Annotated in this window: 6 protein-coding genes; 4 read left to right on the top strand and 2 right to left on the bottom strand. The window is 74.0% G+C overall.

Features of this window, described 5'->3' with window-relative positions; all coding sequences use genetic code 11:
- Positions 1-161: 161 nt before the first annotated feature.
- Positions 162-848, bottom strand: coding sequence for a ScbR family autoregulator-binding transcription factor (locus tag ACZ7HT_RS11805; RefSeq protein ID WP_471163338.1), 687 nt, complete (start codon positions 846-848; stop codon positions 162-164).
- Between the two features lie 121 nt (positions 849-969).
- Between ACZ7HT_RS11805 and ACZ7HT_RS11800 the strand changes: the two genes are divergently transcribed.
- From ACZ7HT_RS11800 to ACZ7HT_RS11790, 3 genes are read left to right on the top strand one after another with little or no spacing between them, the layout of a single operon-like run.
- A complete protein-coding gene (locus tag ACZ7HT_RS11800) occupies positions 970-1,974 on the top strand; it encodes a ScbA/BarX family gamma-butyrolactone biosynthesis protein (RefSeq protein WP_471163335.1) in 1,005 nt (334 codons plus the stop codon).
- 56 nt (positions 1,975-2,030) lie between these two features.
- Positions 2,031-2,459, top strand: coding sequence for a LysR family transcriptional regulator (locus ACZ7HT_RS11795; RefSeq protein ID WP_471163333.1), 429 nt, complete (start codon positions 2,031-2,033; stop codon positions 2,457-2,459).
- Entirely contained in the window at positions 2,456-3,217 is a 762-nt protein-coding gene (locus ACZ7HT_RS11790) for an HAD family hydrolase (RefSeq protein ID WP_471163330.1), read from the top strand. Before ACZ7HT_RS11795 ends, ACZ7HT_RS11790 begins: the two co-directional genes overlap by 4 nt.
- 747 nt (positions 3,218-3,964) lie before the next feature.
- Here ACZ7HT_RS11790 and ACZ7HT_RS11785 read toward each other — a convergent pair.
- Positions 3,965-4,543, bottom strand: a complete 579-nt coding sequence (locus ACZ7HT_RS11785; protein ID WP_471163328.1) for a TetR family transcriptional regulator — start codon at positions 4,541-4,543, stop codon at positions 3,965-3,967.
- Positions 4,544-4,704: 161 nt separating this feature from the next.
- On the opposite strand from ACZ7HT_RS11785, the gene ACZ7HT_RS11780 reads away from it, so the two are divergent.
- On the top strand, positions 4,705-5,952 hold the full coding sequence (locus tag ACZ7HT_RS11780; protein ID WP_471163325.1) for an acyl-CoA dehydrogenase family protein: 1,248 nt from the start codon (positions 4,705-4,707) through the stop codon (positions 5,950-5,952).
- The last annotated feature ends 48 nt before the right edge of the window (positions 5,953-6,000 follow it).

The raw sequence follows: 6,000 nt of genomic DNA, 5'->3' as shown, positions 1-6,000 counted from the left end.
CCCTCCCCTTATAACCCGGGGACCTACACCCTCTCCTTTTCAAAGGTTTACGGTCCTGCCCGCCCGCTCCCCCCCCGTGAAGCGCCGAAACCCTGCGTCCCCCCCCACCCTTGGGGGACCCCACGCCGTTTTCCGGCTTCTCACGGCGGGCACGCGGCCGGTCAGCCGCGCAGCCCTTCGACGAGGACGGTCTGCAGTTCCTGGTGCCGCACGGTGAGGTCTTTGCGCCCGCTGAGGACGTCCGAGATGTGCTGCATGCCGAAGAAGGCGGAGACCAGGACGCGGGCCGCCGCGCGCGGTTCCACTCCCGCCCGCAGTTGCCCCGCGTCCTTGGCCTCGCCGATCAGCCGGCTGAGGTAGTCCTCCCAGCCGACGTACGGCTCGGGGAGCTCGGCGTCGATGAGGGCCCGCTCGATCTGGAGCCGCGCGCCGGCCTGGACGACGATGTCCCGCGCGAACGCCCGGGTGACCGTGTCGAGGACGGCGGTGAGCCGGTCGAACGGCGCCTCGTGGTCGCCCTCGGCGCCGTCGAGGATCTCGGGCCAGCGGGCGTAGTGCTCCTGCACGACCGCGACGGCGAGGGCCTCCTTGTTCGTGTAGTGGAAGTACACCGCGCCCTTGGTCATCTCCGCGCGTTCGGCCACGTCCTGGAGCGTGACGGTGGCGTAGCCGCGCTCGGCGAAGAGCTCGGCGGCCGACTGGAGGATGTGCACCTTCGTGCGCCGGGCGCGCTCCTGCTTCGGTTCGCTGCGCGGCTTCGGGTCGGTGGTGCGTTGCCTGGGTTCGGTGGTGCGTTGCTTCGGATCGGTGGTGCGTTGCTTGGGTTCGCTTCGGGGTGTCGTCGCCATGCCTGTCCGCCTCTCTCGTGCCTACGCCTTGCAATATACATTCTCGAAGGTATATTTCTTGCTGCCGAGGGGCCGTCGAGGTCCCTCGTCGCCACGATGATTCACCTTGAGGGGGATAAGGATGTCCATCGGTGTGCTCCAGAACGTGTTAACCGCCGAAGCGCTCACGCCCGTCGAGTCCCTGGAGTCGCTCATCAGGGAGGCCAAGGACGGCCTGAGCTTCGACCGCACGATCTCCCGCCGGTTCGTGCACCGCGCCTCGGTGACGGAGGTCTTCCTCACCGACGCGTCCGTCGCCGGGGCCGACCGCTTCCTGGTCGGTGCGCAACTGCCCCGGAACCACGCGCTGTACCGCCCGGAGGAGACCGGGCAGTGCGACTTCATGCTGCTCGTCGAGACCGTACGTCAGGCCGGCATCTTCCTGAGCCACCGCTACCACGACGTGCCGATCGGCCACCACTTCATCTTCAAGGCGCTGTCGCTGCGCATCAGCGACCCGGCCGCCCTCCGGGTCGGCTGCGGTCCGCTCGCGGTCGTCCTCGACGTGAAGGTCGTGACGCCCGCCGGAGCGCGGAACCCGCGCCGCTTCGACGCCCGCTTCGACATGGTGATCGAGGTCGGGGGCCGCGAATGCGCCCGCGCCTCCGCCGGGGTCGTCGTCATCGACGGCGCGCGGTACGGGCGTCTGCGCCAGCGCGGCCGGACCGCCGAGACCGCGGGCGTGGCCGTGACCGTGGGGGCGCATCAGGGCGCCTCCGCGTACGGGACGGGCGTGGGCTCCGCCGACGACCGCGGCGTCCTGCGGCCCGTACCCGCCGCGGAGCAGCGGCCCCGCCCGGCCGGCGCCGCGGAATGGCGGCTGCACGTCGACCCCACGCACCCCGGCTACTTCGAGCACCCCTCGGACCACGTGCCCGGGATGCTGCTCCTGGAGGCCTTCCGGCAGGCGGCCCGGCAGACGGCGGGAGGCGCGGCGCTTACCACGCTCGACGCCGACTTCGCCGTCTTCGGCGAGCTGGCCGAGGCCGTGGCCGTCGAGGCCACGCCGACCGAGGACGGCCGCGTGCGCCTCTCCGCGACCCAGGGCGGCCGCGTCCTCGCCACCGCGGTGGCCCGCTGCGCGTGACGACCGCACGGCTCCACGTTCAAGGGAAGAACGGACAAGCGTAGAAAGGCAGAAGGATGGAACTCCAGCACTTACGGGCCTTCCGCGAAGTGGCCCGCGAACTCAGCTTCACCCGCGCCGCCCACAACCTGCACTACTCCCAGCCCGCGGTGACCGCGCAGATCAAGGGCCTGGAAGAGGACATGGGAGCCTCCCTGTTCCAGCGGCGCGGCAACCGCTCCGTGGAACTCACCCCCGCCGGTGCGCGGCTGCGCCCGCTGGCGGAGCAGATCCTCGAACTCGTCGAGACGGCACAGTACGAGATCGCCGAACCGGCCCCCGCCACGGCGAACGGCCGCACGGTGGCAGACCGGCGGATGACCCCGCCGGACCGTCTGATGGCCCCGCCCGACCGGCGGATGACCCCGCTGGGCCGCGGCAGCAGCCGCCTGGGCCAGAGCCGCGCGACCGGCAGCCGCCTCGGCGACAGAGGGGGAAGAGCATGAGCATCGCCCCCGCCCGGGCCGCGTTCTTCGACGTGGACGAGACCCTCATCACCTGCAAGAGCATGGCGTGCGTCCTCGCCCGCCACTGGGGACGCGGAGAGGTGGCCGCCCGCAGGCTCGCCACCGCCCGCGCCTCGCTCCAGCGCCAGATCGACGAGGGCGTCCCCCGCGAAGAGGTCAACCGCTCCTTCTTCCGGTTCCTCGCCGGCAGCCACCTCGACGACCTCGAGACCAGCGGCCGCGAGTGGTACGAGAAGGCCCGGGCCGGAGGGCTGCTCCACCGCCCCGTGTACGAGGCGCTGCGCCGCCACCGGGACGCCGGCGACCTGATCGTCCTCGTCTCCGGAGCCTTCTCCGCCTGCCTCGACCCGCTGGCCCGGGAGGTCGGAGCCGACCTCGTGGTGTGCACCGTGCCCGAGGTGACCTCGGAGGGCATCCTCACCGGGGAACTGACCGGCCCGCCCATGATCGGCGAGCCGAAGGCCGAGGCCGCCCGCCGGATCATGACGGCCTTCGGCCTCTCCGCCGGGGACTGCCACGTCTACGCCGACGACGAGAGCGACCTGCCTCTGCTGCGCTCCGTCGGCCATCCTGTCCTCGTGGGCGACGGACCGATCTCCGCCCCGCCCTCCGAGACGGCCACCTGGTCCTGGCTGCCGGGCCCGGCGCCGGCCACCCCACGCCCGTCAGCCCTGCCCGCCGGGTCCCCGACCGGTCTCCCGGTGGCCGCACGCACCCTGGCGCCACAGGCGGCCTGAAGCTTCGGACCCGGGCACGGACCCACCCGCCGCCGCAGCCCGTCACGGAAGCCTTGCCGATCCTGGCTGGGCCCCTGCCGATCCTGGCCGGACGCCCGCCGATCCTGGCTGGACCCCCGCCGATCCTCGGTGGACACCCGCCCGCACGAGAGCCCCGCCGCCACGGCGGCTCCCAGGGCCGGGCGACTTCCCCGAGCCTGACGCTCCTTGCGCAGCCGCAGTCTTTGCGGCCCCCCTGTGCGCAGCCCCCGTAGGGGCGAGTCCGGCTCGTACGACCCCACTTGCGCAAGCCCTGCCTGTGCAGCCCCCACGTGCGCAAGTTCCCCACGTGCAAGTCCCGCTTGCACAGCCCCACTTGTGTGAGTCCTGCTCACGCAGCCCCACCTGTGCGAGTCCTGCTCACGCAGCCCCACCTGTGCGAGTCCTGCTCACGCAGCCCCACCTGTGCGAGTCCCGCTCGTGCAGCCCCACCTGTGCGAGTCCTGCTCAGGCAGCCCCACCTGTGCCCGCCCCGCTCGTGCAGCCCCACCTGTGCGAGTCCTGCTCACGCAGCCCCACCTGTGCCCGCCCCGCTCGTGCAGCCCCACCTGTGCGAGTCCCGTTCGCGTAGCCCCACCTGTGTGCGTCCCCGCCTGTGCAGCCCCACCTGCACAGAGGTGACGCCATTGCACCCGGACGCGCAAGGGGGCGTCGCCCGCGCAGCCCCGGCTGCGCGGACCCGCCCCCGCTCGGTCTCGCTCGCCTCGCTCAGCCGCCACGGGAGCCCGCCAACGCGGGCTCCAGGATGTCCCAGACCTCGCTCACCAGCTCGGCGGGACCCGTCGTGTCCGTCGCCGTCACCACGGCGGGCGCACCGACGAGAAGGGCCACCACGAGCCGGGCGAGCAGCTCGGCCGGGTGGGTGGTGCGGACGGTGCCCTCTCCCTGGCCCTTGCGGATCAGGCGCTCCACGACCTCGCACAGCGTGCCCAGGGCGCCGGGGACGGTCCCCTCGGCGCGGGCGGCGTCCAGGACCAGGCGCAGCCCGGCGGCGAAGGGCAGGTCCTCGTGCACCCGGTGGGCGAGGTCGAGGAGCAGTCTCCGCAGGGCGGGCAGGGCCGCGCCGCTCACCTCCGCCTCGCCGGCGGCGGTGGCGAGGGCGTCGGCCCAGGCCGACTCGAAGGAGCGGGTCAGTTCGCCGCCGAGGTCGGCTTTCGACGAGAAGTGTCCGTAGAGAGCCCCCTTGGTCAGACCGGTGCGGGCCGTGATGGCGGCCAGGTTCGTCCCCGCGAATCCGTGCAGGGCGAACTCGGCCGCCGCCGCGCCGAGCACCAGGTCATAGGTCATGCGGGCCCTGTCCTGTTGCCTCACCGGGCGTCCGCCTCCCTTCCGCTGTTGCACCCTCCATGTCTCTCATGACGGGCTCTCAGAAAATACCTTCCGGACCGAATCTTTTGCTACTCGCATCAGCACCACCACTGAACCTCCACTTCCAAGGAGTACGTGCCATGACAGTCGTCGACGCCCCCGCGACCCTCCCCGTCCTCACCGCCGGGCACCTCCGGGCCGCCGCCGTGCGGCACGCCGAGGAGGCGGAGCGGACCGGGCGCCTCCACCCCGAGGTCGTCGAGGCGATGACCGCCGCCGGCCTCGCCCGGCACTTCGTGCCCCGCCGCTGGGGCGGCCGGGCCGGACGCTTCGCCGAACTGCTCGACACGGTCGCCGACGCCGGCACGGCCTGCGCCTCCGCCGCCTGGTGCGGGGTGCTGCTCGCCGCCCACGCCCGCCTCGCCGCGCACCTGCCGGACGAGGGGCAGCGCGACCTGTGGGGCGACTCGCCCGACGTGCGGATCGCGGCGGCGATCGTGCCCCCGGCCGGCCGGCTCGCCCGGGTGCCCGGCGGCTGGACCCTGTCGGGGGAGTGGGCCTTCGCCAGCGGCGTCGAGCACGCCGACTGGGTGCTCCTGGCCTCCCTCGACCACTCGGGGGACGGGGCCCCGGCCTACCGGGTCCTGGCGGTGCCGCGCGAGCGGGTCGGGATACGGGAGACCTGGGACGCGGTCGGGCTCCGCGCCACCGGCAGCCACAGCGTCACCGTCGACGGGGTGTTCGTGCCGGAACACCGCACCTTCCTCCGCGAGGCCCTGGCCGGTGTCGCCGACGCCGACGCGGCACCCTGCCACCGGGTGCCGTACCAGCTGGTCGCCGCGCTCCTCTTCGCCGCGCCCGCCCTTGGCGCGGCGCGCGGGGCCCTGGAGGCCTGGACCCTCCTCGTCGGAGGGCGCCGCCTCCCCGACGGGCGGCCGCTCACCGACGACCCGACGGTCCAGCAGACCCTGGCCCGCTGCGCGGCCGAGATCGACGCGGCCCGCCTGCTCCTGGAGACGGCCGCGGGGCGCGCGGACGGGGCGGCGATGGACCCGACGGCGGCGCGCGCGGAAGGTCCGGGTGCGGGCCGGTCCGCCGCGCGTGCCGACGCTCCGATAGCGGGCCGGTCCGCCGCCCGCGCCGACAGGCCGGCCCCCGGCCCGGTCGCCGCCGCCGCGCTCAACCAGCGCGACGCGGCCCTCGCCGTCGACCTCCTCACCGGTGCGGTGGAGCGCCTCATGCGCACCGGCGGCGCCCGCGGGCTCGTCGCGGGCGGCGGCCTGGAGCGGGCCTGGCGGGACGTCCACGCGATCGCCGCCCACGCCGCCCTCCAGCCCGCCCCGGCGGCCGCGGCCTACGCGGCGACGGTCTTCCCGCCGGGAGTCTGAGCCGGGCCGGGGGTGTCGAGCCGAGGCGGAGGAGGGGGTCTATACACG

This window comes from Streptomyces sp. NPDC037410 (genome assembly GCF_055602235.1).
The sequence above is the reverse complement of the archived record's forward strand: the minus strand, read 5'-3'. Positions and strand labels throughout refer to the sequence as shown.

Coding starts and splice junctions, on each gene's coding strand:
- ACZ7HT_RS11805 (WP_471163338.1), bottom strand. CDS start 848: ATGGCGACGACACCCCGAAGCGAACCCAAGCAACGCACCACCGATCCG.
- ACZ7HT_RS11800 (WP_471163335.1), top strand. CDS start 970: ATGTCCATCGGTGTGCTCCAGAACGTGTTAACCGCCGAAGCGCTCACG.
- ACZ7HT_RS11795 (WP_471163333.1), top strand. CDS start 2,031: ATGGAACTCCAGCACTTACGGGCCTTCCGCGAAGTGGCCCGCGAACTC.
- ACZ7HT_RS11790 (WP_471163330.1), top strand. CDS start 2,456: ATGAGCATCGCCCCCGCCCGGGCCGCGTTCTTCGACGTGGACGAGACC.
- ACZ7HT_RS11785 (WP_471163328.1), bottom strand. CDS start 4,543: ATGACCTATGACCTGGTGCTCGGCGCGGCGGCGGCCGAGTTCGCCCTG.
- ACZ7HT_RS11780 (WP_471163325.1), top strand. CDS start 4,705: ATGACAGTCGTCGACGCCCCCGCGACCCTCCCCGTCCTCACCGCCGGG.